This is a genomic window from Vibrio sp. BS-M-Sm-2, assembly GCF_041504345.1.
In the GTDB taxonomy this organism is placed as follows: domain Bacteria; phylum Pseudomonadota; class Gammaproteobacteria; order Enterobacterales; family Vibrionaceae; genus Vibrio; species Vibrio satsumensis.
This window is the reverse complement of the sequence record NZ_CP167894.1, coordinates 2,488,098-2,514,372: the sequence shown is the minus strand read 5'-3', so window position 1 is coordinate 2,514,372 and position 26,275 is coordinate 2,488,098. Positions and strand designations below refer to the sequence as shown.

Annotated in this window: 17 protein-coding genes; 7 read left to right on the top strand and 10 right to left on the bottom strand. The window is 45.4% G+C overall.

Going from position 1 to position 26,275, the window contains the following annotated elements:
• From AB8613_RS11630 to AB8613_RS11615, 4 genes are all read left to right on the top strand, one after another.
• Entirely contained in the window at positions 1-885 is an 885-nt protein-coding gene (locus tag AB8613_RS11630; protein WP_372383847.1) for a BadF/BadG/BcrA/BcrD ATPase family protein, read from the top strand.
• Positions 886-897: 12 nt separating this feature from the next.
• Positions 898-2,832, top strand: a complete 1,935-nt coding sequence (locus AB8613_RS11625; RefSeq protein WP_372383846.1) for a beta-N-acetylhexosaminidase — start codon at positions 898-900, stop codon at positions 2,830-2,832.
• Positions 2,833-2,958: 126 nt separating this feature from the next.
• The gene (locus AB8613_RS11620) at positions 2,959-5,364 is read left to right on the top strand and encodes a GH36-type glycosyl hydrolase domain-containing protein (protein WP_372383845.1); all 2,406 of its coding nucleotides are present in this window, start codon (positions 2,959-2,961) and stop codon (positions 5,362-5,364) included.
• 74 nt (positions 5,365-5,438) lie between these two features.
• On the top strand, positions 5,439-6,851 hold the full coding sequence (locus AB8613_RS11615; RefSeq protein ID WP_285954249.1) for a phosphoglucomutase/phosphomannomutase family protein: 1,413 nt from the start codon (positions 5,439-5,441) through the stop codon (positions 6,849-6,851).
• A 150-nt stretch (positions 6,852-7,001) separates the two neighbouring features.
• On the opposite strand, the gene AB8613_RS11610 is transcribed toward AB8613_RS11615, so the two are convergent.
• From AB8613_RS11610 to hrpB, 10 genes are all read right to left on the bottom strand, one after another.
• A complete protein-coding gene (locus AB8613_RS11610) occupies positions 7,002-8,030 on the bottom strand; it encodes an ABC transporter ATP-binding protein (RefSeq protein WP_372383844.1) in 1,029 nt (342 codons plus the stop codon).
• Positions 8,030-9,655, bottom strand: coding sequence for an iron ABC transporter permease (locus tag AB8613_RS11605; RefSeq protein ID WP_285954247.1), 1,626 nt, complete (start codon positions 9,653-9,655; stop codon positions 8,030-8,032). Before AB8613_RS11605 ends, AB8613_RS11610 begins: the two co-directional genes overlap by 1 nt.
• Before the next feature lie 245 nt (positions 9,656-9,900).
• Complete coding sequence (locus tag AB8613_RS11600; protein ID WP_048658180.1) at positions 9,901-10,914, bottom strand: Fe(3+) ABC transporter substrate-binding protein; 1,014 nt, start codon at positions 10,912-10,914, stop codon at positions 9,901-9,903.
• Between the two features lie 295 nt (positions 10,915-11,209).
• Positions 11,210-12,439: an ammonium transporter gene (locus tag AB8613_RS11595; RefSeq protein ID WP_146490638.1), complete on the bottom strand. Its 1,230-nt coding sequence runs from the start codon at positions 12,437-12,439 to the stop codon at positions 11,210-11,212.
• 27 nt (positions 12,440-12,466) lie between these two features.
• Complete coding sequence (gene glnK, locus AB8613_RS11590) at positions 12,467-12,805, bottom strand: P-II family nitrogen regulator (RefSeq protein ID WP_004738200.1); 339 nt, start codon at positions 12,803-12,805, stop codon at positions 12,467-12,469.
• A 248-nt stretch (positions 12,806-13,053) separates the two neighbouring features.
• Positions 13,054-13,422: a YacL family protein gene (locus AB8613_RS11585; RefSeq protein ID WP_372383843.1), complete on the bottom strand. Its 369-nt coding sequence runs from the start codon at positions 13,420-13,422 to the stop codon at positions 13,054-13,056.
• Between the two features lie 159 nt (positions 13,423-13,581).
• Positions 13,582-16,170 (bottom strand): bifunctional aconitate hydratase 2/2-methylisocitrate dehydratase, encoded by a 2,589-nt coding sequence (gene acnB / locus AB8613_RS11580; RefSeq protein WP_146490637.1) that lies wholly within the window; start codon positions 16,168-16,170, stop codon positions 13,582-13,584.
• 272 nt (positions 16,171-16,442) lie between these two features.
• The gene (locus AB8613_RS11575) at positions 16,443-18,776 is read right to left on the bottom strand and encodes a patatin-like phospholipase family protein (protein ID WP_372383842.1); all 2,334 of its coding nucleotides are present in this window, start codon (positions 18,774-18,776) and stop codon (positions 16,443-16,445) included.
• 38 nt (positions 18,777-18,814) lie between these two features.
• Positions 18,815-21,214 (bottom strand): penicillin-binding protein 1B, encoded by a 2,400-nt coding sequence (mrcB, locus tag AB8613_RS11570; RefSeq protein WP_146490635.1) that lies wholly within the window; start codon positions 21,212-21,214, stop codon positions 18,815-18,817.
• Positions 21,211-23,649 (bottom strand): ATP-dependent helicase HrpB, encoded by a 2,439-nt coding sequence (gene hrpB, locus AB8613_RS11565; RefSeq protein ID WP_372384820.1) that lies wholly within the window; start codon positions 23,647-23,649, stop codon positions 21,211-21,213. The genes mrcB and hrpB overlap by 4 nt, the downstream gene beginning before the upstream one ends.
• A gap of 94 nt (positions 23,650-23,743) precedes the next feature.
• Here hrpB and sfsA point away from each other — a divergent pair, with 94 nt between their 5' ends.
• The 3 genes from sfsA to gluQRS all read left to right on the top strand — a co-directional run bounded on the left by sfsA (position 23,744) and on the right by gluQRS (position 26,106).
• Complete coding sequence (gene sfsA / locus AB8613_RS11560; protein ID WP_327783530.1) at positions 23,744-24,469, top strand: DNA/RNA nuclease SfsA; 726 nt, start codon at positions 23,744-23,746, stop codon at positions 24,467-24,469.
• Between the two features lie 135 nt (positions 24,470-24,604).
• The gene (gene dksA / locus AB8613_RS11555) at positions 24,605-25,051 is read left to right on the top strand and encodes an RNA polymerase-binding protein DksA (protein WP_004738189.1); all 447 of its coding nucleotides are present in this window, start codon (positions 24,605-24,607) and stop codon (positions 25,049-25,051) included.
• 179 nt (positions 25,052-25,230) lie between these two features.
• On the top strand, positions 25,231-26,106 hold the full coding sequence (gluQRS, locus tag AB8613_RS11550) for a tRNA glutamyl-Q(34) synthetase GluQRS (RefSeq protein ID WP_372383841.1): 876 nt from the start codon (positions 25,231-25,233) through the stop codon (positions 26,104-26,106).
• Positions 26,107-26,275: the final 169 nt, after the last annotated feature.

The window sequence follows — 26,275 nt, the reverse complement described above, 5'->3', positions numbered from 1 at the left end:
ATGACTCTTTACTTCATAGGTATTGATGGCGGCGGTACATCTTGTCGAGCTCGAATCCGAGATGACCAAGGCACACTCATTGGTGAAGCGAAAAGTGGCAGTGCTAACATCCTTTTAGGTGTCGATGTTGCAATGAGCTCAATTATTGATGCCATTACAAAAGCGGCACAACAAGGGCAACTAAACTCAAACCATTTTTCAAATATGCATGTTGGCCTAGCTCTGGCTGGTGCTGAGCAAAAGTCGGCATGGTTCGATTTCATGGCTCAACCACACCCTTTCGCAAGTATGACGCTCAACACTGACGCTTACGGTGCTTGTATTGGTGCTCACAATGGCCAAAACGGCGCGATCATGATTGGTGGAACTGGCTCATGCGGCATCTACCTGCAAGATGGTGAGCAGCACGTAGTTGGCGGTCGTGAATTCCCAATTTCTGACCAAGGTGGCGGTGCTGTGATGGGCCTTCGCTTGATGCAACAAGTTCTGCTTGCTGAAGATGGCATTCGCAACAAGACACCACTCACTCAACACGTGATGAACCACTTTGGCAATGATGTTGATGCCATCGTCGAATGGTCCAAAGGCGCGATTCCAAAAGACTACGGTCAATTCTCGCCAGTGATTTTTCAACTCGCTAACGAGGGCGATGAGCTAGCTATCGAGATGCTCAAGCAAACCGCAGCTGATATCGAAATGTTTGTGCTAGCACTTCATCGTAAAGGTGCGGATAAGGTATGCCTGATGGGCAGTATCGCTGAGCGCATTCTCAACTGGCTATCACCACCAGTACAACAATGGATCGTTGAACCTCAATTTGACGCTATCGAAGGCGCATTGATGTTTGCCGGTAAACCACAACACAACTTGTATCAACAGGCTTAGCAGGGAAGTTATATGAACTATCGCATCGACTTAGCTGTTCTCTCTGAACAAAAAAATAACTGCCGATTTGGCCTTACGGTACATAACTTAAGTGATCTTGATGTAACAGATTGGTCACTGCATTTTGCGTTTGATCGATTCATCCTTCAAGAGAGTCTGTCGCAGGGCGAACTGACTCAAGTTGGCAGTTTTTGTTCGTTCAAACCAAGTTCGTCAGTGTTAAAGGCGAACAACCATTACTACCTTGAATTCAGCATTCAAAGCGCCCCATTCCGTTTTTATTCTGACGGTCTAAACGATGCCTTTATCCAAACGCATCACCAAGGCGAAACCTCAGTACTGCCAGTTGCGATATCACCCATTGTTCTGGCGTCACCATACCGTGAACGCAATCAGACACCTGAAGTGAACGCTGCTGAGATGGCATTAATTCCTCAGCCGAACCTGATCGAACTTAAGCAAGGTAGCTTCGCGTTAAATAGTAAATGCAAGATTGAGGTTCAATCTCACCTAGCAGATAAAGCCGTCACTTGGCTAAAACAAGAATTACTTTCTACCTTTGAACTGTCGATTTCGAATCAGCTTCCAACAGAAGAAAGCCATGACATTCTATTCCGCAGTAATCCGACTTTAGACGAAGCCGAATACAAACTCCGCATTACTGAACAGCAGATAATTGTTGAGTCAGGTAGCCAGTCTGGATTTACACACGCTGTAGCAAGTCTGATTCAGTTGGTTCAACAACAGGATGCCGAAAGCTTCTCTGTGCCATGTTGCAAAATCGCTGACCAACCGCGTTTCAAATACCGTGGCATGATGTTGGACTGCGCTCGTCACTTCCATTCAGTGGAGCAAGTGAAGCGCTTAATCAACCAATTAGCGCACTACAAGTTCAACGTTTTTCATTGGCACCTAACTGATGATGAAGGTTGGAGAATCGAGATAAAGAGCCTACCTCAACTTACTGAAATCGGTGCTTGGCGAGGTCCTGACCATGCATTGGAACCACAATATACCCATATTGCTGAAAACTACGGCGGCTTCTACACACAGCAACAGATTCGCGAAGTTATTGAATACGCAGAGCAGCGTAGCATCACTGTTATCCCTGAGATCGATATCCCGGGACACTGTCGTGCCGCGATCAAATCACTGCCTGATATGTTGGTAGAGCAAGCTGACACCACTCAATACAAGAGTATCCAGCACTACAACGACAACGTGCTAAACCCAGGCTTGCCAGGTACTTACCAGTTCCTAGATGCGGTTATTGAAGAAGTGGCAGAGCTATTCCCTAGCGAATTGATTCATATGGGCGCAGACGAAGTACCACCGGGTGTGTGGACTAACAGCCCTGCCGCTCAAGCACTGATGAAAGAGCACCAGTACCAAGACAGCAAAGACTTGCAAGGCCACCTGTTCCGCTATGCCGAGAACAAACTTAAGCAGCTAGGCAAACGCATGGTGGGCTGGGAAGAAGCACAGCACGGCGACAAGGTGAGCAAAGAGACCATCATCTACTCGTGGCTCAGCGAAGAAGCGGCTGTGAACTGTGCTCGCCAAGGCTTTGATGTGGTGCTGCAACCTGCACAATTTACCTATCTCGACATGACCCAAGATTATGCACCGGAAGAGCCGGGCGTAGATTGGGCTGCAGTTATCCCATTAGAACAAGCTTATACCTACGAAGCGCTTGCTGAGATATCCGACACCGACCCAATTCGTAAGCGGATCCGCGGAATTCAGTGCGCTCTATGGTGTGAGATCGTCACCAACCAAAAGCGTATGGATTACATGGTCTTCCCAAGAATTAGCGCTTTAGCTGAAGGATGTTGGACACATAAAAACAACCGAAACTGGCTAGATTACCTATCTCGCCTAAAGGGTCACTTGCCGCTGCTCGACAGACTCAATGTGGAGTACCGCAACCCTTGGAAAGCTGAATAAAACAAACCACAGCACACTCACGTCGAGTGCTTGCTGACTCAAATTAAGGTGCTCAGTCTAATAAAACTCAGCATCACTATTTAAAAATTAGCTGCATAGATGCAGTTTGTTAAAAAGGAAATGACAATGAAATACGGCTATTTCGATAACGACAATCGCGAATACGTCATCACTCGCCCTGATGTACCAGCACCTTGGACCAACTACCTAGGTACTGAAAAGTTTTGTACCGTGATTTCGCACAATGCGGGCGGTTACTCGTTCTACAATTCTCCGGAATACAACCGTGTTACTAAATTCCGTCCAAACGGTACCTTTGATCGTCCTGGACACTATGTTTACCTGCGTGATGATGAGACGGGTGACTACTGGTCTATCTCTTGGCAACCTGTGGCAAAAAGCCTAGATGAAGCGAATTACGAAGTTCGTCACGGCCTGTCATACTCAAAGTTCAAATGTGAATACAGCGGTATTACCGCGACCAAAACGCTATTCGTACCTAAAGGCGAAGATGCAGAAATTTGGGACGTTGTCCTAAAGAACAACACTGATAAGCCTCGTACCATCAGCACTTTCTCATTTGTTGAGTTCTCGTTCAGCCACATCCAATCGGACAACCAGAACCACCAGATGTCTTTGTACTCTGCGGGCACGTCTTACCAAGAAGGGGTGTTGGAATACGACCTGTACTACAACACTAATGACTTTGAAGGCTTCTACTACTTAGCGTCAACTTTCTCACCAGACAGCTACGACGGCCAACGTGACAACTTCCTTGGCATGTACCGTGATGAAGCAAATCCAATTGCAGTTGAAAATGGTAAATGTTCTAACAGCGCTCAAACCTGTTACAACCACTGTGGCTCTCTACACAAGCAATTTACCATTCAACCAGGTGAAGAGGTTCGCTTTGCCTATGTACTAGGTATCGGCAAAGGCAATGGTGAACGCCTACGTGAAAAATACCAAAACACAGCAAACGTAGATGCGGCGTTCCAAGGCATCAAAGATCACTGGGACGAGCGTTGCAACAAGTTCCAAGTTAAGTCTCCAAATGAAGGCTTAGACACCATGATCAACACGTGGACACTATACCAAGCAGAAACTTGTGTGGTGTGGTCGCGCTTTGCATCATTCATTGAAGTTGGTGGCCGTACTGGTCTTGGTTACCGTGATACTGCGCAAGATGCGATCTCAGTACCTCATGCCAACCCACAAATGACTAAGAAACGTATTATCGACCTGCTTCGTGGCCAAGTGAAAGCGGGCTACGGTCTACACCTATTCGATCCAGACTGGTTCGATCCAGAGAAAGCAGACGTTGAACCATCAAAATCACCAACGGTTGTTCCAACACCGTCAGATGACGACAAGATCCACGGCATTGAAGATACTTGTTCTGATGATCACTTGTGGATCGTACCAACCATCATCAAATACGTGATGGAAACCGGTGAGCACGACTTCTTTGATGAAGTAATTCCATACGCAGACGGCGGTGAAGCAACTGTTTACGAACACATGAAAGCGGCGCTGAACTTCTCTGCTGAATACGTAGGTCAAACCGGTATCTGTAAAGGTCTACGTGCTGACTGGAATGACTGCTTGAACCTAGGTGGCGGTGAATCTTCAATGGTTTCATTCCTACACTTCTGGGCTCTGCAAGAATTCTTAGACTTAGCTAAGTTCCGCAATAACGACGCTGATGTTGCGAAATACACTGAAATGGCAGCGAATGTTCGCGAAGCGTGTGAAACACACCTTTGGGATGACGAGGGTGGCTGGTACATCCGTGGTCTAACTAAAAATGGCGACAAGATCGGTACAGCTCAACAAACTGAAGGTCGTGTACACCTTGAGTCAAACACACTAGCAGTTCTGTCTGGTGCTGTTTCTCAAGAGCGCGGCGAGAAAGCGATGGACGCAGTTGATGAGAACCTATTCTCAGAATACGGCCTACACCTAAACTCTCCATCGTTCGCGACACCAAACGATGATATCGGCTTCGTAACTCGCGTTTACCAAGGCGTAAAAGAGAATGGCGCTATCTTCTCTCACCCGAACCCATGGGCTTGGGTAGCAGAAGCAAAACTTGGCCGTGGCGACCGTGCTATGAAATTCTACGATGCACTCAACCCATACAACCAAAATGACATGATTGAAACACGTTACGCAGAACCATACTCATACGTGCAGTTCATCATGGGTAAAGACCACCAAGACCACGGCCGTGCAAACCACCCTTGGTTAACCGGTACTTCTGGTTGGGCTTACTTTGCGGTAACCAACTTCATTCTTGGTGTTCGAACAGGCTTCGAAGGCTTAACCGTCGATCCTTGTATTCCGACGGATTGGCCAGAATTCGAAGTTACTCGTCAATGGCGCGGTGCGACTTACAACATCACAGTGCAAAACCCGAATGCAGTCAGCAAAGGCGTTGCTTCTATCACTATCAACGGTGAGTCAGTTGAAGGTGCAATTCCAGTACAAGCAGAAGGCAGCGTGAACGATGTTGTCGTTGTTCTAGGCTAGTCACTCAATTTAACGAACAGCTCTTGTCTCAAGTCTTTACAGGCTTGAGACAATGAGACTAAAAGGATTTTCTAATGATTAAATTTGGTACAGGTGGCTGGCGCGCTTTCATTGGTGAAGAGTTCACCAGAGAGAACGTTCGCTTAGTAGCGCAAGCGCTCGCTAACATCATTAACAACGAAGATGCAGCCAAGAATGGTTTTGTGATCGGTTATGACCGTCGTTTCCTTTCAGATAAAGCGGCATGCTGGTTTGCAGAAGTACTTGCAGCGAATAACATCAAAGTAAGCTTCATTGATAAATTCGTTCCAACACCTATCGTGATGTTCCAAGCAAAAGAGATGGGGTGTACCTACTCAGCGTGTATTACCGCTTCTCACAACCCAGCAGACTACAACGGTATCAAGGTGTTCATTGAAGGTGGTCGTGATGCTGACGAGATCATCACCGAGAAGATCGAACAGCAAATCGCAACCCTAACCAACGAAGACGTTATCCGTGTCGATTTCGAACAAGCGTTAAATGACAAAGAGATCGAGATCATCAATCCGATGAACGACTTTGTGGATTCGATCATCAACTTTATTGATATCGATTCGATCAAAAAAGCCAACCTACGCGTACTGATTGATCCTATGTTTGGTGTAGCAAAAAATGCTCTGCAAACAGTACTGATTAACGGTCGCTGTGATGTCGATGTCATCAACGATGGCAAAAACCCAGATTTTGGTGGCTTGATGCCATCGCCAAATGCCGCAACGCTGTATCGCTTGAAGCACTTAGTAGCCGCTGAAGGTTATGACATCGGTATCGGTACCGATGGCGATGCCGACCGCTTAGGCATTATCGATGAGAAAGGTCACTTCATTCATCCTAACGAAGTGTTATTGCTGCTTTACTACTACTTACTGAAATACAAAGGTTGGAAGGGCTCTGTCGTGCGTAACATCGCAACCACACACCTGCTAGATAAAGTCGCGGCTGATCACGGCGAGAAGAGCTTTGAGGTTCCGGTAGGCTTTAAACATATCAGCTCGCAAATGGAAGCCGATGACTCACTGATTGGTGGAGAAAGCTCAGGTGGTTTAACCATTCGTGGTCACATCAAAGGTAAAGACGGCGTATTTGCTTCTAGCTTGCTGGTTGAAATGATCAGCGTGACGGGCAAAAAGCTGTCTGAACTGCTTGATGAGATCTATTCCAAATACGGCTATGCCTACACCGCTGAAGGCGACTGCAAGTTTAAGCCTTCAGAGAAAGAAGCACTCTACACCAAGATCTATGTAGAGAAGCAACTGCCTGAATTTGAATACGAAATTGAAAAAGTCAGCTATGAAGATGGTGCCAAGGTGTACTTCAAGAATGGCGGCTGGGTAATTGCTCGCTTCTCAGGAACAGAGCCGTTACTACGAATCTTCGCAGAAATGGAAGATAAAGACACTGCAGAACGTGTTCTTCAAAAAGTGAAAGACTTCCTCTCTCTATAGGCTTATAGAGTGCAGCAGTTTTGTATGGGATTTAACAAATCACTGCCTTGTTAAAGCCTATAGGTGAAGAACTCTTGCCCAGTACTTTAATTAAAGTGCTGGGCTTTTTTATCGTGATTCTTGTAACGATTAGTATCGTGTTGTATCCCTTTAAAAAGCCAACACGCCTTTGGCATCGACTTTTACGTTTACTGGCATACCCACTTCAAGCGCTTCTGATGAGGTTGCCAACAACTTCTGACCATGAGCTTCAATAACATAGCGACAGTGGTCTCCCATAAATTGCTGTTCTAGCACTGAAATAGCGCTGTCTTGCTCATAACTTGCTTGGATCTGCTGTGGTCTTAGTAACAACGAACATTCCGATCCCACTTCAATCTGAGTTTGTGCTTTAGCTTCTATCAGGCCTAAGCTTGTTTCAAATTCATTTCCTGAAATACGCTGTGCATTCAGATAACTGCCACCACCCAGGAAATCAGCAACGAACTTACTCGAAGGGTGGAAATACAACTCAGATGCCGAACCATACTGTTCAATCACACCATGGTTCATTACAGCCATCTTATCTGCGAAAGCAAATGCCTCTTCGCGACTATGAGTCACAAAAATAGCGGTAACACCCTGCTTCTTAAAGATCTTACGAATTTGAGAAATCAGCTCATGACGAACTTGAGTATCGATGTTCGAGAATGGTTCATCTAACAACAGTAAGTCAGGTTTGTATGCCAAAGATCGGGCAATCGCAACACGCTGTTGTTGACCACCAGAAAGTTGATGTGGGTATCGGTCACCGAACTCATCTAAATGAACCAGTTCCAACATCTCTTGAACTTTCTCTTTCTTTTGTTGCTCAGAGAGCTCTTTAAGGCCAAAGCCAACATTCTGTTTTACCGTCAAGTGCGGAAACAGGGCGTAATCTTGGAAAATCATACCTATGTTTCGTTGCTCAGGTGGCAACCAATTATCGCTGTCATCGATAGTTTGACAGTTCAGGCTCATTACACCGCTACTCAATGGAAGTAGACCGGCAATCGCCTTAAGTAAGGTGGTTTTTCCGCAGCCACTAGCACCAAGAAGACAAACAATTTCACCATGCTCTACTTCTAACGAGAGCGCTTCCAAGATAGTTTGCGACTCATATTTACAAGTCAGATCTTTAATTGATAATGCACAACTCATTAGTGTTTCTGCTCCAAAGAACGGTTTACGATGATCAGAGGAATTAAACCCACCAACACCAATAATACAGCAGGCATTGCCGCCAATTCTAGGTGCTCATCTGAGGCATAGTTATAAACGTAAGTCGCCAATGTTTCGAAATTGAAAGGACGTAACAGCAATGCCGCATTCAACTCTTTCATTGATTCGATAAACACCAGTAAACCTGCGATCAACGCACCGCGTTTAATCAAAGGTAAATGAACACGACGTAACATCTGGTTGGTATTGCAACCCATAGTTTTAGAAGCCATATCCAATGAAGGAGAGATTTTACTCAAGCTACTTTCAACACTGCCAATCGCCACGGCAGAGAAACGCACGACCATCGCAAAAATAAGCGCAAACATAGAGCCAGAGAAAATCAGCCCCGGGCGCCCCCACTCCATCACTTTCGCAATATCATTGACTAAGTGATCCATAAACAGCACAGGCACCATCACACCAATAGCCAACACGGTGCCTGGAACGGCATAGCCCATCGAAGCGAGACGCATATAAGCCTGATTTTTCTTACTCGGGCTAACACGTTGATTGAAGTTAACAATCATCGCTACAATTACACCAATAATTGCCGCTACCACCGACACATAAAGGCTGTTAACCGCATACTCTCTGAATTCAGGCGTCCAACTTTGTGCAAAGTATTTGTAGGCATAGATCATCAACTGGCCTAGAGGGAATAAGAATGCAACGCACACTAATCCCCAGCACCAAAATAGTGCCAACCACTTCTTCCAACCGGACAGGTCGTAACGAAAGTCTTCACGACTGCTGAATTGATTCTGGAACAGTTTCTGTTTACGACGACTGTAGCGCTCTGAACTCAACAGTAGGATCACGATAACCAGCATAATTGCCGATATTTTCGCAGCAGCCGTTAAACTTGAGTAACCTAACCAGGTATCGTAAACCGCTGTCGTTAAGGTGTTGACTGCAAAGTAACTCACGGTACCAAAGTCACCAATGGTTTCCATTGCAACAAGCGATAGACCTACGGCCATTGATGGGCGAACAAGTGGCAACGAGATACGACGAAAACTTTCCCAAGGTGAGCATTTTAGCAACCGAGCTGATTGCAGTAAGGAGACGTTTTGCTCCATAAATGCCGCTCGGCACAGCAAGTAAACATAAGGATAGAGAACGAGAGACAGAACAATAATAGCACCAGATAAGGTTCTAATATCCGGGAACCAATACTCACCAGGTCCCCACTCAGTAAGATTTCGCAGTAGAACTTGAACAGGGCCAGCAAAGTCGAACCAATCGGTAAAAATATACCCGACAATATAGCCTGGCATTGCTAATGGCAGTACCAGCGCCCATTGCAAAACCCGCTCGCCCGGTATACGGCACATTGCCATAATCCAAGCAGACGGAATACCAAAAACCAAAGACAGGAACATGGTTCCTATGACTAAAACCACCGTATTGTAAGCATAGGTGGGCATCACTGTGGACATCAGATGAGAAAATAGCTCATCTGTTTCTCCAACAGCCGTCGTAAAAATCGCTAAGATCGGTAAAACCAGCAAGACAGCAATGACGCCGCTACTGGTGTTCCATAAATAATTCTTTTCTTTCATCGCCTAACTACAACGAGGCTTAATGAAACACAAATGCATTTGCAAATACATCTCATATCCTTTTAATGGTGGGGTTATTTATACCCATATACTGTAACGACTTCAAGGTGAGATGCTCATAACTCAAGGGATCAACAGCTAGCTTTGTATCAAAAAGTGATTTTCCAAAAACAAACAACCTCAAGTGACCGAAAATGGTGACTTGAGGTTGTCATTTTACTTGGGCCGAAGCCTACAGTAATAAATTAAAGATCAAACTTAACTTCGTCTAATAGTTTGATTGCTGCTGCGTGATGGTCAGCAATTTGGTCTAGAGAAATTGTATCTGCTTTGAATTCACCCCATGAAGCAACAAGCTCAGAAGGTTTAACATCAGCTTTCACTGGGTATTCATAGTTCACTTCTGCGTACATGCTTTGTGCTGTGTTACCCGATAGGAATTCCATTAGCTTAACGGCATTCTCTTCGTTTGGAGAGTATTTAGCCATTGCCATACCAGAGATATTCACGTGAGTACCCGTTGTCTCTTGGTTAGGGAAGTTAATGTAAACAGCGTCAGCCCAAGCTTTTTGCTCTTTATCGTTAACCATCTTGCCTAGGTAGTAGCTGTTACCAAGAGCAACATCACATAGGCCTTCTTTAATCGCTTTAACTTGTGCGCGATCGTTGCCTTGAGGCTTGCGTGCTAGGTTAGCTTTTACGCCTTCTAGCCACTCTTTCGTTTCAGCTTCACCTTTGTGAGCTATCATCGAAGATACTAGAGAAACATTGTATGGGTGCTTACCGCTACGCGTACAGATCTTGCCTTTAAATTCAGGCTTAGTTAGATCTTCGTAAGTAAACTCCTCACCTAGACGACCAACACGGTCACGAGAAGAGTAAACGCTACGTGTACGTGTTGTTAGAGCGAACCACTCATTGTTTGTATCTTGGTATTGAGCAGGAATATTCTTTTCAAGAACTTCGCTTTCAACAGACTGAACTAAACCTTGTTTAGTTAGCTCAGATAGACGACTGATGTCTACAGTTAACACTACGTCTGCAGGGCTGTATTCGCCTTCTTGAGCTAACTTTTCTGCTAAACCTTTTTTAGCAAACTTAACGTTTACTTTAATGCCAGTCTCTTTTGTGAATTCCTTGAACATTGGTTCAACTAGGAAAGGTTGACGGTAAGAGTATACGTTCACTTCTTCCGCAGCCATTGCAGCAGGGGCAATGACACTACACGCTAGAGCTGAAAGTGTTAGCAGTTTTTTCATGGTAAAATCCTTTATATCGAAATGATAATCTATATCAGTTGCGTTATTATATTCATCAGTAACACAATTACAATGATGTCCGACAAAAAAATTGTTCGCTCTGCGTCATCAGCCTCGCACTTTTGTAACAATTCATTTCAAAGTGACCGCTTATTCTTGCGAAGAGTTGCCGGCTAGCTCGGTTTATCTACATCAATCAAAACTACTCGACCATTAATAACAAAACCCCACAACCAATGGCTATGGGGTTTGCTTTGTCCTGCCTAATCCGTTCAGATTAGACAAATACTATTGATTATTTTACTGATACAAACTCTGGGTAAGCGCCGACACCACAATCGTGCATGTCCATACCTTCTAGCTCTTCATCTTCACTAACACGAATACCGATTGTTGCTTTAAGCACTGCCCATACCGCTAGGCTCGCACCGAATACCCATGCGAAGATTACGGCAGCACCCAATAGTTGAGCACTAAACGTTGCGTCAGTATTACTCAGTGGCACTGCCATTAGACCGAAGAAACCACACACACCGTGCACTGAGATAGCACCAACTGGATCATCAATCTTAGCTTTATCTAAAGCGATGATGCTGAACACAACCAATGCGCCAGATACCGAACCAATTGCTACTGCGAATAGAGGTGATGGTGATAGAGGATCTGCAGTGATTGCTACTAGGCCAGCTAACGCACCGTTAAGAATCATTGTTAGGTCTGCTTTGCCCCAAGTCGTTTTACATACTAGTAGTGCTGCGATTGCGCCTGCTGCAGCTGCTGCGTTGGTGTTAAGGAAGATTTGACCCACTGCTGTCGCGTTCTCGAAATCTGAAACCATCAGTTGAGAACCGCCGTTGAAACCGAACCAACCAAACCAAAGAATAAATGTACCTAGTGTTGCAAGCGGCATGTTTGAACCAGGAATCGGGTAGATTTCACCGTTCTTACCGTATTTACCTTTACGAGCACCAAGTAGTAGAACACCTGCTAATGCAGCTGCTGCACCGGCCATATGTACAATACCCGAACCTGCAAAGTCACTGAAACCCGCTTCTGATAGGAAACCACCGCCCCAAGTCCAGTAACCTTCAACTGGGTAAATGAATGCTGTTAGTACTACCGAGAAGATAAGGAACGACCAAAGTTTCATACGCTCAGCAACTGCACCAGATACCACCGACATTGCAGTTGCAACGAATACTACCTGGAAGAAGAAGTCTGATTCTAGAGAGTGGTCTGCGCCTTCACCTTGAGTACCAATCAGAGTACCGAATGATGGCAACCAACCGCCTTCGCCGTTGTCGACATACATGATGTTGTAACCAACCACTAAGAACGCTGTACAAGCAATTGCGTACAAGCAGATGTTCTTAGTTAAAATTTCAGTGGTGTTCTTTGAACGAACTAGGCCAGCTTCTAACATTGCGAAGCCTGCTGCCATCCACATTACCAACGCACCTGAAATGAGGAAGAAAAAAGTGTCTAGTGCGTAACGTAGTTCCGTTACTGTTGTTGTAAGTTCCATATTAAAGTCTCCAGTCCTTGTAATTCTTTAAAGTGCTTCAGCATCCATTTCACCAGTACGGATTCGTACGGCTTGGCTTAGGTCATACACAAAAATTTTGCCGTCGCCGATTTTTCCGGTATGTGCCGCTTGGCTAATCGCTTCAACAACTCGGTCAACATTTTCAGCTTGGGTAGCAATCTCTAGCTTCACCTTTGGTAGGAAGTCCACTTGGTACTCTGCACCACGATACAATTCAGTGTGTCCCTTCTGACGACCAAAGCCTTTCACTTCAGAAACAGTCATACCTTCAATACCCACATCAGAGAGCGCTTCGCGTACATCGTCTAATTTGAATGGCTTAACAATGGCATTTATTAATTTCATATTCTTTCCTTAAATTCTTACTTAATCCGTTAATTCTCTTATAACAATCCAAGTAGCATGCCAAAAAGTTAAATTATTGATTTTAAAGAACATGATAATAATAAAACCGTAATAACAAAAAAGGCCGCACCAATATGGTGCAGCCTTTTCACTATCTTAATGCGTTGCACTATTGTTGCTCCAGTTTTGGGCAACAAGGTCTCAAAGCTAAAAATAGAAACAGAATATTGAGCTTAGAAAATAAAAGACTAGTAACCTAGAAACTCCATCCAGCGCTCAATCAACAGCTCGAAGTCATCGATGCCACAACTTGCTTGGCTCTCACAGTTATAAAAGTCGAACTCACTGCCCTCTTCCATCTCTTGCTCGTGGCCAAGTACGTTTTCTTGAATCGTCACTTCGTCTTCATTGATCGCTAAACTGATCTCTTTACCAAGCAGGGTCACTTCATTGCTCAGATCCTGTCGAGATTGCTCAATAAGCGCCATCACATGATCTAATTTCAGCTTATCTTTACCAATCTCTTCTTGTAGCCAACGGCCAACGATCTCATGCCCCATACTGCATTTCACGTAGTACTCACCCATCAAAGTGTTTCTTGTAAATTCGAATTCCATAGTAGCTCCACGCAGTGACTGCAGACAGGGTTAAAAATGAGGCGAGAGTATATAGCGAAGTCATCAAGAGATCGAGTCGCTCGTCGTCCAGCATTCAGACATAAAAAAACGCCTTCTACGAATAGAAGGCGTTTAATCAGTTATTTAACCAGTCAGCGATTAAGCCGGCTCTTGGAAGATAACCGTATCTGCTTTTTCCGTGTACTGACCCATTTTATGGAAGTTCAGGTAACGGTATGTATCTGCAGCCGTTGCATTGATCTTATCAGCGTACTCTAGGTACTCTTCTTTCGTTGGAATACGACCAAGAATCGCACCTACCGCAGAAAGCTCAGCAGACGCTAGATAAACATTCGCGCCAGTACCCAAACGGTTCGGGAAGTTACGAGTAGAGGTAGACATTACTGTCGACTTGTCTGCAACACGCGCTTGGTTACCCATACATAGTGAACAACCCGGAGTTTCGATTCGAACCCCAGCACGACCGAAGATACCGTAGTAGCCTTCTTCTGTTAGTTGGTCTTTATCCATCTTAGTTGGCGGAGCCACCCAGAGACGAGTGCTTAGCGAGCCGTTGAACTCTTCAAGCATTTTACCTGCAGCACGGAAGTGACCGATGTTCGTCATACAAGAGCCGATGAACACTTCTTGAATCTCAGTACCTTGAACGTCAGATAGAAGACGTGCATCATCTGGATCGTTTGGTGCACATAGGATTGGCTGATCGATGTCAGCAAGGTCAATCTCGATAACGTGAGCGTATTCAGCATCTGAGTCAGCAGATAGCAATTCAGGGGTCGCTAACCACTCTTCCATTGCCGTGATACGGCGCTCAATCGTACGAACATCACCGTAGCCTTCAGCGATCATCCACTTAAGCATAACGATATTAGAGTTCAGGTATTCAGAGATAGACTCTTCAGAAAGCTTCACTGTACAGCCAGCTGCCGAACGCTCAGCAGATGCATCAGAAAGCTCAAACGCTTGCTCAACAGATAGGTGTTCAACACCTTCAATTTCTAGTACACGACCAGAGAATTCGTTGATCTTACCTGCTTTTTCTACCGTTAGTAGACCTTGCTTGATACCGTAAAGAGGAATGGCATGTACTAGGTCACGTAGCGTGATACCCGGCTGCATTTCGCCTTTAAAACGAACCAAGATAGATTCAGGCATATCAAGAGGCATTACACCCGTTGCCGCAGCAAATGCTACTAAGCCTGAGCCCGCAGGGAATGAAATACCTAGAGGGAAACGAGTATGCGAGTCACCACCTGTACCTACAGTATCAGGAAGAAGCATACGGTTTAGCCATGAGTGGATAACACCATCACCTGGGCGTAGTGAAACACCGGCACGGTTCATGATGAAATCAGGCAGCGTGTGGTGCGTGTTTACGTCAACCGGCTTCGGGTATGCCGATGTGTGACAGAAAGACTGCATGACTAGGTCTGCAGAGAAACCAAGACACGCCAGATCTTTAAGCTCATCACGAGTCATAGGACCAGTCGTATCTTGAGAACCGACTGTCGTCATTTTAGGTTCACAGTACTGACCAGCACGCACACCTTCAACGCCACACGCTTTACCAACCATCTTCTGAGCTAACGTGTAGCCTTTATCAGATGCAGATGGGTCGATTGGTTTAGCAAACAGATCGGTTTCTTCTAGACCTAGAGCGTCACGAGCGCGACCCGTTAGACCACGACCGATGATCAGTGGAATACGGCCACCAGCACGCACTTCATCGAGAAGTACTTTGCTTAGCTCAAAGTTTGAAATCACAGAACCGTTCTTGTGAACAACACCTTCGTACGGGTAGATATCAATGATATCGCCCATGTTCATGTCTTGTACGTTCAGTTCAATGGGTAGTGCGCCTGAGTCTTCCATTGTGTTGTAGAAGATCGGTGCAATTTTACCACCAAGACAAACACCGCCAGTACGCTTGTTTGGTACGAATGGGATGTCTTCCCCCATGAACCAAAGTACTGAGTTTGTTGCCGATTTACGTGAAGAACCAGTACCAACAACATCACCAACGTAAGCCAGTGGAATGCCATCTTTTTGCATTTCTTCAATTTGATTGATTGGACCAACGCTACCCTGTTCATCAGGAGTAATGCCATCACGTTCCATCTTCAGCATCGCTTTCGCGTGTACTGGGATATCAGGACGTGACCAAGCATCAGGTGCTGGAGATAGGTCATCGGTGTTAGTTTCACCAGTGACTTTAAATACTTTAACGGTGATCTTGTCCGCTACTTTATCTTTAGCTGTAAACCATTCGGCATCAGCCCAAGATTGAAGTACTTGTTGCGCTGAAGCATTGCCTGCTTTCGCTTTCTCTTCTACGTCGTAGAACGCGTCGAACATCAGTAGAGTATGAGACAGAGCTTTAACAGCGATAGGTGCAAGCTCAGCATCGTCTAGTAGAGATACTAGAGATTCGATGTTGTAACCGCCTTGCATAGTACCAAGCAATTCTGCAGCTTTTGCTTTACTTACTAGTGGAGAAGCTACTTCACCTTTAGTGATAGCCGTAAGGAAGCCAGCTTTTACGTAAGCAGCTTCATCTACACCCGGTGGAATGCGATTTTCTAGTAGGTCAAGAATGATTTCTTCTTCACCTTGAGGTGGATTCTTCAGAAGTTCAACTAGGCCAGCTACCTGCTCAGCATCTAGTGGTTTTGGAACAACTCCTTCGGCAGCACGTTCTTCGACGTGTTTACGGTAGGCTTCAAGCACGACTTTTTTCCTCTCATTGCGGTTCACTTCTTCCCTTCATAATTGTTAGTAAAATAAAGAAGTGAACATCCTTGGAAACTTGGCTCTCCATTGCCATTTTTGTCATTCAATTTGTATTGATGAGCGGCGTCATAGAGGCCAAACTGTGGGCGGTAGAATAGCAAATTTAACGTTAAATTAAAATCTTATCATTTTGACCAACATAGCAAGTTAAGACGAAAGTCCCACTATTTTTGCCTAATTACGCAGTAAAATGGCAGCTCTACGCATGATTATTTGTAGGAAGTACCTACAATCAAATACACCGAATCATAGTTATCTTCGGTTCGGCCATAAGCCAAAATGATCGGTCCTATTGGTGAATCGACACCCGCAAAAACGGAGCCCGCGGTGAACATTGGTGCTTCATCAAGTCTTAAATCATTGTTTGACCAAACACCACCATGTTCAATGGAAGCACCCACATAGAATGGTGACTCAAAGAGACCAAAGTCATTTTCAAACCACTTATAGCGGTAAATAAGACTCGTATAAGCTAAGTTCTGACCGATCATACTATTCCTAGGAATACCAGATAGGTTTAGGAAACCACCGAGCTCTTTGGGATCGATAGGAAAAACCGAGTTTTTGCTTTCTACGATACCGTAATCAAGCTTTGCGACTAAAGTATGCTTCTCAATACTTTGTGCCGCCATGAAATTAGCCGAAAACTCATAGACGGTATCGCTCTCCGAGGTTAATTCCGAATTTTCGATAGACGAATCATTCTCAAAATCATCATGAGAGACAAGGTACTCCAAATCGACAAAATAACCTTCGGTCGGCAAACTAAAGTTATCTAATGTATCGAGTCGATAGCTAATGAAGCCACCAATACGAGTGTACCCGCCATTACCAAGATAAGGCAGCGAAGAGACCTCCACATCACCATCGGTATAGCGAGCACCAAATTTAAGTTCTTGCCACAAAGTGGGTTGATAACCTAATGCTAACTCACCCACATACTCTTTATAAGACATGGGAAAGTAGTTTTGAGTTACATCCAATGTAGGCTCTTCGATTTCATCAATATCAACGGGTAAATTTCTTTGTTGATTACTATAAGCAAGAGATGCCGACGTGAATAGCTTTTGACTTGAGAAGAATGGGGAAAAAAGTTCAGCCTCTATACGCTTATCTGTACCCATCTCAACGTTGGTTCTTAGTTCTGCACCGTGTGAGTTGATATCGGTAAAATTAGCAGATACACCAAGCGAATACTGGCTCTCTGTTGAAAAGTCATCTTCAAGGAAAAAACGGAAATTGAGGTAATTAGGCCCCCAAGACTTTTCGTTCACATCGACCTGAAGTTGATCTTCGCCATCGACATTTTCGAACTCATAGGTGATCAACTCAAATCGGTCTAAGGCATACAGATCTTGCACTTTTGATTCAATTTCACTGGTCTTCAGAATCTCACCAGAATCGAGGTTCAAGCGGTTCTCAATCAGCTTATCGGTGTAATGAGTATTATTGTTGATAACAACCCTATCGACGACAGTCTTATCGCCATGTTTCAGCTGCTTTCGAGCTTGCTGCTTATGATCGATATACTTCTGATAGTCTGCGTTAGAGAGTGACAGCTTAGAAAGCTCAGAGCTGTTCTGGATCGCTGCGTCATAACCGGCTTGGTAGGCACCCGGCATTTTATCGAATTCTGTCGTCTCCATTTGCCCAACATCAGGGCGTAAAAAAACATCATCATCCGTCAGTGTCTCAGCTTGCTCTTGAGTGCTGCGTTGGACCAGATAATTAGAAAGTTGGTTAGCTGCCGCTAGAAAATTCGTGAAGTCTTCTTTGCCTTTGTAATTGGTACTGATATCCACCGCAATGACAATGTCCGCTCCCATCGCTCTGGCAACGTCGACTGGCATATTATTGGTGACACCGCCATCAACCAGCATTTGACCATCTAGAGAGTAAGGGGGAAGCGCGCCGGGTACCGACATACTCGCCATCATGGCATCAACAAGGTGACCATGGTCGATGACCACCTCTTCAAGTTCGATGATGTCGGTTGCGACGGAACGGTATGGAATAGCAAGATGATCAAAAGAGTCGAGTGGAGATAGATTACCTGTGGTCTCTCGCAGAATACGCAACATATTCTGACCTTGAACCACCCCTTTACTTGCTTTGATTTCGCCCCAACCTAAACCGAGGTCAGTGTTCAGTTGGTAGCGGTCTTCATATTCTTTGTCACGTACACGGCGATCACTACGGTTAACACGATCACGATAACCGCGATTCCAATCGACTGTATAAATAAAGCTCTCAATCTCGTCTGCGCTCATCCCTGTCGCATAAAGGCCACCAACGTATGAGCCCATACTAGTACCAGTAATGTAATCAACCGGGATTTGCATTTCTTCTAGGGCTTTAAGCACTCCAATGTGAGCTGCACCTTTGGCCCCACCACCAGCAAGAACGACAGCAACGGTTGGCCTTTTATGAGCTTGTTCAGCCTGCTGAGGTTGATCAACCTGTGTCACGGTAGATGCAAACAGCTGAAAACTGATCACAGTACCGACAATGCCTAAGCCGCTCACCATCCAACGAGAAATCATTCTTTACACTATCCTTGTCATTCTTTTCTGTTACGACTTTACCACTGAAAAAGCTTCTTTAGCCACTGTTTTGGTTGACTTTCACAGCTCTTTTTAATCTTTCCACTTTCATCCCAAACCGGCAATTTAACGGCACCATCACAGTCAAATTCTAAAGCCCCTTGAGCGGTTCGAGTAAAACTTGCCGTCGCAATTCCATTAGGCCAAGGCAATATTAACTGCTCTGGTGTTCTCTGTTTCAAATAATCGGCATAAACACGTAACGCGCCACTGGAGCCCGTTAGTTTAGTTGGCTTATTATCATCACGCCCTAACCAGATGGTGGTAACTTCACGGCCATCAACACCCACAAACCAACTGTCTCGGCTGTCGTTACTGGTGCCTGTTTTACCGGCTAAACCAGCCCATGCAAACTGACCTTGTAGGAAGCGCCCCGTGCCTTCCGACACACCACGCTTCATCGCGTAGGTGGTTAGCCAAGCCGCTTGCTGGTCAACGCTCTGTGATACACGAGGAATCGACTGATACAGAACCTCACCATCATTATCAACCACCGAACGAAGCGCAGACAAAGGTGCGATACGGCCAGAGTTGGTGATGGTTTGGTACATCTGTGCCACCTGGAACGGAGTCAGTGAGAACGAACCCAAAAACATCGATGGCACTGGACGAATTTCATTCTTATCGACGCCCAGTTTTCCAATCGTATCGGAGACGCTATCAATGCCTAACTGCATACCTAAGCGAACCGTAGGTACGTTATAAGACTTAGAAAGCGCCACATACAAGGGCACATCTCCACGGAACTTACGATCGAAGTTTCTTGGGCTCCACACACTTCCTTTGCTGCCTTTCAAGCTTAATGGCGTATCCATCAATGTTGTCGCAAGTGTGTACTTATCAGGTTGTTCCAATGCGGTTAAGTAGATTGCAGGCTTAACTAAAGAACCAATAGGACGACTCGCGTTCAAGGCACGGTTAAAGCCATCGTAGCCAGTACGCTTACCACCAACCATAGCTCGAATTTCACCGGTATTTCTATCTACGGCAATAGCTGCTGCTTCCAGTTTGTTACCTGCGGTTTTCGATAAATCAGGCACCTTGCGTGCAATCGACTTCTCTAACTTGTCTTGGGAAACCGGATCCAGAGAGGTGAAGACTCGAATCCCTTTTTTCGCTTCAAATCGATCACCGACATACTTCTTAAGCTCAATATTGACTTGTTGGAAGTAAGCTGGCTGACGGCTAGCAATACGTGGATTGTCTTGAATATCCAAATCACGACTCGCCGCTTCTTCGTATTGTCGCGGAGTTAATATGTCTTGCTGCATCAATAAGCGAAGAACCAAATCGCGTCGAGTCTTGGCACGCTCAGGATAACGAACCGGATTGTAATACGAAGGTCCTTTCACCATACCCACCAACAATGCTAGTTGATCAATGCGGAGCTCTTGAATGGGCTGACCGAAGTACAAGCGAGACGCTAAACCGAAGCCATGGATCGCTTGCCCACCATTTTGCCCTAGGTAAACCTCATTTAAGTAAGCCTCTAGGATACGGTCTTTGCTGTAACGATGGTCCAAGATAAGTGCAATGTAAGCTTCACGAACCTTACGCCACAATGTACGTTCACTGGACAAGAACAGGTTTTTTGCCAACTGTTGTGTCAGCGTACTACCACCCTGTACCGTTCGCCCAGCTTTGACGTTAACGACCATTGCACGAGCGATTGCCAGTGGCGACACACCGTCATGTTGATAGAAGTTTCGGTCTTCGGTTGCTAATAAGGCATCAACCATCACTTCTGGGAATTGATTACGTTTTAAGAACAGGCGCTGCTCATCGTTACTTTTCTCAAGCATACCAAGCATTTTCGGTTCAACACGTAGGTAGCCCATGTCGCCTTTCTTCTCTAGCGATTGAATGCGAGTCAACTCGTTACCATTGAAATGCAGCATCACATGACGATCCGCTTCCGGTCCATCGACAAACTCGAACGGACGACGAATCATTTCAATCTTGGTTGAAGAAGAGGAGTATTCGCCCGGGTGACGAGGCGCATTCACCTTACGGTAATTAAGCACATCCAGTTCATTCTTAACCTGTGTCAAACTCACCGGAGTACCCGGAGACAAATCCAACACACGAGCATAAACAACGGTCGGCAAATCAAACAATTGGCCTTCAAAGCGCTGCTTGACCACCGAATCTAGGTAGATACCGACGAACAGCAGTAGCGCAGCCAAGGCTAAGCCCGCTTTCCACGCAATGCCCCAAAGGATCTTCAACCAACCTCGGTTACCCGTTTTTTTGGCTCTTGGTTTGGTCTTCTTCGCGGCGGCTCTCGGTTTTCGAGGCTTGGCTTTGGTCGCTGGTGACTTCTTTGCTGGCGCTTTTTTAGGTGGTGCCTTTTTTGGCGTTAACATTTTGGTCATCATCGGTTCAACTGTCGTTTGGTTTTAGTGGTTGCTACATGGTTAGCAGGATCATCGGGCCAAGGATGTTTTGGGTAACGGCCTTTCATCTCTTTTTGTACTTCTTTGTACGCGCCAGCCCAAAAGCCAGCTAAATCTTGAGTGATTTGCAGTGGTCGCTGCGCTGGAGAAAGTAACTCAAGCACGACTTTTTTACGACCTTGCGCTATCAATGGTGAGTCTTGTTCACCAAAGACTTCTTGCATTCGCACCGAGATCACAGGCTCCGATTGATATTGGTATCGAATCGCCTTTTTACTGCCTGTAGGCATCACGTAGTGAGTTGGTAACCATTGATCGATTTCTTGATTCAACGGCCAACCAAGGTAAGCCGATAGTGCTTGTTCAATGGAAACATTCGACAACCCTTTCGCTGACTTTATGCCATTCAAATACGGTGATAACCAAGTATCTAGATGTTCAATTAAGCTAGCATTATCCATCGCAGGCCAATCATGTTCTGGCATCCAAAGCTGAGCGCAACGTACGCGCTCAACTAGCTGCTTCGCGGCAGGCGTCCAATGTAAATGATCAAGCCCACATCGAGCGATATAATTGAGTAGCGCTTGGCTCGCCTGATTCGCACTCGGCTCTGGTAACGCTTTGGTGCTGATAATCAGTTTACCCAAAGAGACTCGCTGCTCGGCAACTAAGCGACCACGCTTTTCATCCCAATCCGCATAATCCGAACAGGCAAAGAGATTTGGAAACGCTTCTTCTAACTGCGCAATATCAACGGCGGTTGCCAAAAAAATCTGACTGGCTCGTCCTGTGCTGCGTATCAAATCAATCACCACGATGTAATCGTTATTCGCCAGTGGATCATCATCACGCACCTCAGCGCCGTGACCATTCGCAAGTAGGAAAGCACTACCGGTTGCGCTTCTCGCTTGAGCTATTCGGTCAGGGAATGCAAAACAAAGCACTAATGGTAACAATGATTCGTCAAGTTGTGACAAATCTACGTGATGATTGAGTTTGTTGGCGAGACTTTTCGCTCGCTGCATCACCACGCTGTTTTTCGAATGCTTTCTTTGTTTAAGCCGGTGCAACGAATGCTGAATATCAGTGACGTTGCGTTCAGGCTCTTCAAGTAAAGCGGCGGCGACAATCGCAGCATTCAGCAATGCTGGGCTGCCTTGTTGCGCTTTTATCAGCATGCTGACGATACGTGGTTCAAGGCCTAAACGCTGGGCCTGCTTACCTAGCGCCGTAAATTGGCCATTACTATCTAATAGCTCAAGGCTTTGCAGCAGTTGCTTGGCTTGTTCCACTGAAGCTTGTGGCGGAATATCTAGCCATTGCAACTCGTCTGCATTTGCAGCGCCCCACTGCGTCAATTCAGCCACCAGCGAAGAGAGATCTGAATGTAGAATTTCAGGCTCAGGTACAGCAGGTTGCTGCATCAGCTGCGTTTCGCTGTACAAACGAACGCACAAGCCCTCTTCAATTCGTCCCGCACGACCCGCTCGTTGCTCAGCTGAAGATTGCGAGATTTTCACTTGCTCAAGCTTGGTGATACCGGTTTTCAAATCAAACTTCGCCACACGTTCAAGCCCGGAATCGACCACCAGTCGAATACCTTCAATCGTCAAAGAAGTCTCAGCAATATTGGTGGCTAACACCACCTTTCGACGCCCTTTCTCTGATGGCGCGATCGCTTTCTGCTGTTGAGGAAAGCTGAGTTGCCCATACAAAGGACACACATCGATATCGCTAGAGAGTTGTTCTAGTTGCGACTCCACCTGCTTAATCGCAGACACTCCTGGTAAAAATGCTAATAACGAACCGGATTCCTTCTCCATCAAAGAGCGAATTACATTAGCCATTTTAGGAGCTAAATATTCATTAGTACTGAGAGGTTGATAACGGAAGTCGACCGGAAAAGTACGACCTTGAGATTCAACATATTTGGCATTCGGCAATAAAGACTGCAGCGCTTGTTGATCTAAGGTTGCCGACATCACAACCACTTTCAGATCATCACGTAGCGCCTCTTGGATCTCTAGACTAAACGCCAAAGCGGTATCGGCATGAATGCTGCGTTCGTGGAATTCATCGAAGATCACCATATCCACCCCGGTCAGTTCAGGGTCGGTTTGGATCATTCTTGTCATGATCCCTTCGGTAACGATCTCCAAGCGAGTTGCACTGCTGGTTTTAGATTCACCACGAACTCTAAAACCTATGCTCTCCCCGACCTTCTCTCCCAATTGGCTCGCCAAGTAAGTCGCAATATTTCTTGCCGCCAAACGCCTAGGTTCAAGCATGATAATTTTGCCTTGAACGGCATTGCTCTTAACCAGTTGTAAAGGGAAGAATGTTGACTTACCTGCACCGGGAGCGGCCTTTAGAATAAGTTGAGTGTGTGTTTCTACGCCAGCGAGCAGATCTGGCATCACAGCTTCTATGGGCAGTTGTGGCAATGGGAGAACCTTGTGGTGTAATGTTGGCAACATTGTACATAAAAACCTACTCGTCTAAATAAGTAATATGCACTTCAATCCGCCATTAGAGTCAGCGACTCTTATCAAACGCTATAAACGTTTTCTCACTGACATCAAACTTCCTGACGGCAGCGAGCGTACTATTCACTGTGCTAACACTGGAGCGATGACAGGGTGTGCGACCCCAGGTAACACCGTTTGGTACTCAACATCTGATAATGCAAAAAGAAAGTACCCAAACAGCTGGGAGATCTCAGAAACAGACAAAGGTCATCGTATTTGTGTAAATACTGCGCGGGCAAACCAGCTAGCAGTGGAAGCAATTGAAAATGGGACTATAGTTGAACTCTTAGGTTATAACGCGTTACGAACCGAAGTGAAATATGGCAGTGAGAATAGTCGCATTGATATTCTACTTGAAGATAACGAAAAGCCGCCTTGCTATATCGAAGTAAAAAGCGTCACTTTGCTCGACGAGCAAGAAACCTCTACTAAAGGGCAAGGCTTTTTCCCTGATGCGGTCACAACCAGAGGCCAAAAACATCTGCGTGAACTCACAGAAATGGTCGAATCTGGAAATAGAGCCGTACTTTTATTCACTGTTTTACATTCAGGTATTGAAAAAGTGTCTGCGGCACACCATATAGACGCCAAATATTCGTTATTACTAAAACAAGCACAAGACGCTGGAGTTGAAGTGCTTTGCTATAAAGCAGAGCTCAGCAGTACTCAAATACAACTAAAACAAGCTGTTGAATTTATCAATAGCTAAGCAAAGATGCTGAACTAATCACATTGATTGCAAGTTTGAATAAGAGTATTTGCCACCATTCGTTCTTTCTGCTATAGATACCCGCCTTAAAATTAGCTGCTTTGCAGTTGACTAGGTGTAAATAGGAGATGCTGTATGCCAGAATCTAAGAAAAAAGCGCTAGGCATCCTAGCCATCGCAGGTGTTGAACCGTACCAAGAGAAGCCAGGTGAAGAGTACATGTCACCTGAGCAAACGGAACATTTTACAAAAATTTTAGCAGCTTGGCGCAACCAGCTCAGGGAAGAAGTTGATCGTACTGTGCACCACATGCAGGACGAAGCAGCGAATTTCCCAGACCCAGTTGACCGTGCTTCTCAAGAAGAAGAATTCAGCCTAGAGTTACGTAACCGTGACCGTGAGCGTCGTCTTATCAAAAAAATTGAGAAGACATTAGACAAGATCGAAGAAGACGATTTCGGCTTCTGTGATTCTTGCGGTATCGAGATTGGCATTCGTCGCCTTGAAGCTCGTCCAACTGCTGATCTTTGTATTGACTGTAAAACACTTGCAGAGATCAAAGAGAAACAGATGCAAGGTTAATTCTTGCAGATGTAAAGAAAGGGAGCCTTGGCTCCCTTTTTTGTTTGTTATCCAAGCGAAGTATTTCACACGCTTGATAGTAAATAGCAGCTTTAAGCCTTAGTTCTACGCATTAAAGCTCTTGTTAAACGTCTTAAGAATCGGCTACTGCGGTACCATTTAGATTAGGTTGTTCACTCATGAATTATATCGGGCGCTTTGCACCATCACCGTCAGGTCCTCTTCATTTTGGCTCACTTGTTGCTGCTCTTGGTAGCTACTTTCAAGCGAAATCTAACCAAGGAAAATGGTTAGTTCGTATGGAAGACCTAGATCCTCCACGAGAAATGGCCGGCGCTGCAGACCTCATTCTTAAGACACTTGAGGCTTACCACCTATTTTGGGATGGCGAAGTCGTCTATCAAAGCCAGCGTCATGGCTTGTATCAAGCTCAAATCGATCAATGGGTCGCTGACAATCAAGCCTACTACTGCCAATGCACCCGCAAGCAGATAAAGGCTTTGGGTGGCTTTTACAATGGTCACTGTCGAGATGCAGGCTTAATCGATTCAGGTGAACAGGCGGTGCGCTTGCGCATGGATTTTCCTGTAGAGTCCTTTGATGATGTTCGCCACGGCACCATTCAAATCCCTAAAGCATTGGCTGAAGAAGATTTTATTATAAAACGCAGAGATGGATTGTTTGCCTATAACTTGGCCGTTGTCCTAGATGACATCGAACAAGGAGTAACAGAAGTTGTAAGAGGCGCAGACCTGATAGAGCCAACAGGTCGACAAATCAGTTTGTACAAGACGCTCAAGCAAAAAACAGTCAGCTACCTGCACTTACCATTGGCAACCGATGGCTTGGGGAATAAACTGTCAAAACAGAACCATGCCACCGCGATAGATATCGACAATCCAAAACCAACGTTACTCAACGCGATGCGATTCTTAGGTTTTGATATCCCGACAGCCCTTTGTGAGGCTTCAATGGATGAGATTTTATTGTGGGGCAGCCAGCAATGGAACGTCAGTCAGTTACCTGATAGTTTACAAAAAGAGCACTGTAATTAGCTCGAAACTCACGGCAAATAGCAAAAACGACACATAAAAATGCCATAACCAACCACTGTGGTTAAGCAGACGATGTTCTCAAATGGCTCGCGCTAGGCTATTATTAGCCGCAATTAAACTCTGCACTACCACTTTGGACTAAGAGAAAAACAAAGTTGGCGATACCTAC